Origin of the sequence: Nocardia sp. AB354, assembly GCF_049538315.1 — a bacterium.
GTDB classification, from domain to species: Bacteria; Actinomycetota; Actinomycetes; order Mycobacteriales; family Mycobacteriaceae; genus Nocardia; species Nocardia nova.
On the sequence record NZ_JBMVFU010000080.1, the window covers coordinates 1 to 546 of the forward strand.

Here is a 546-nt window from a genome sequence, read left to right on the forward strand (position 1 = left end):
GGTGCGTTGCCAGAGTGTGTAGTCGATGTATTGCACTGGCAGCGGTGCCCGATGCGGTGGGTGGCCGTGTCGGCGGGCTCGGTATGCGTGGCTGACGTCGCGGGCCATGGGAATCGGTGACCATCCGTCGAATGCGATGTGGTGCAATACGATTGCGACGATGTGCTGTTGGGGTCCGAGCGAGTAGATGTGGGCGCGGATGGGGATTTCGGTCGAGAGGTCGAATCGGTATTCGGCCAGTTCGGCCAAGGCGTCGTCGATGTCTTGTTCTGGCAGCGGTAGTACTGCGGGGCCGTCGCGTCGCCACATTCCGGGTCGGGCCGGCAGTACTTGCTGGGATGGCACGCCGTCGGTGGCGGGGAATGTGGTGCGTAGTGATTCGTGGCGGGCGAGTACGTCGTCGAGGGCTGCGTCCAGTGCTTGGATGTCGAGTTCCCCGGTGATCCGGAATGCGATGGGCATGTTGTAGACGGGGGAGGGGCCTTGTAGTTGGTCGATGAACCACAATCGTTGCTGGGCATACGACAACGGAACGCGCTCGGGGCG

1 protein-coding gene is annotated in these 546 nt (G+C 63.0%); it reads right to left on the bottom strand.

The genetic code is table 11. From position 1 onward, the window contains the following. Nucleotides 1–546, bottom strand: a 546-nt coding sequence (locus tag ACPCUW_RS35175; RefSeq protein ID WP_423429697.1) for a condensation domain-containing protein, incomplete at both ends; no start/stop codon positions are given.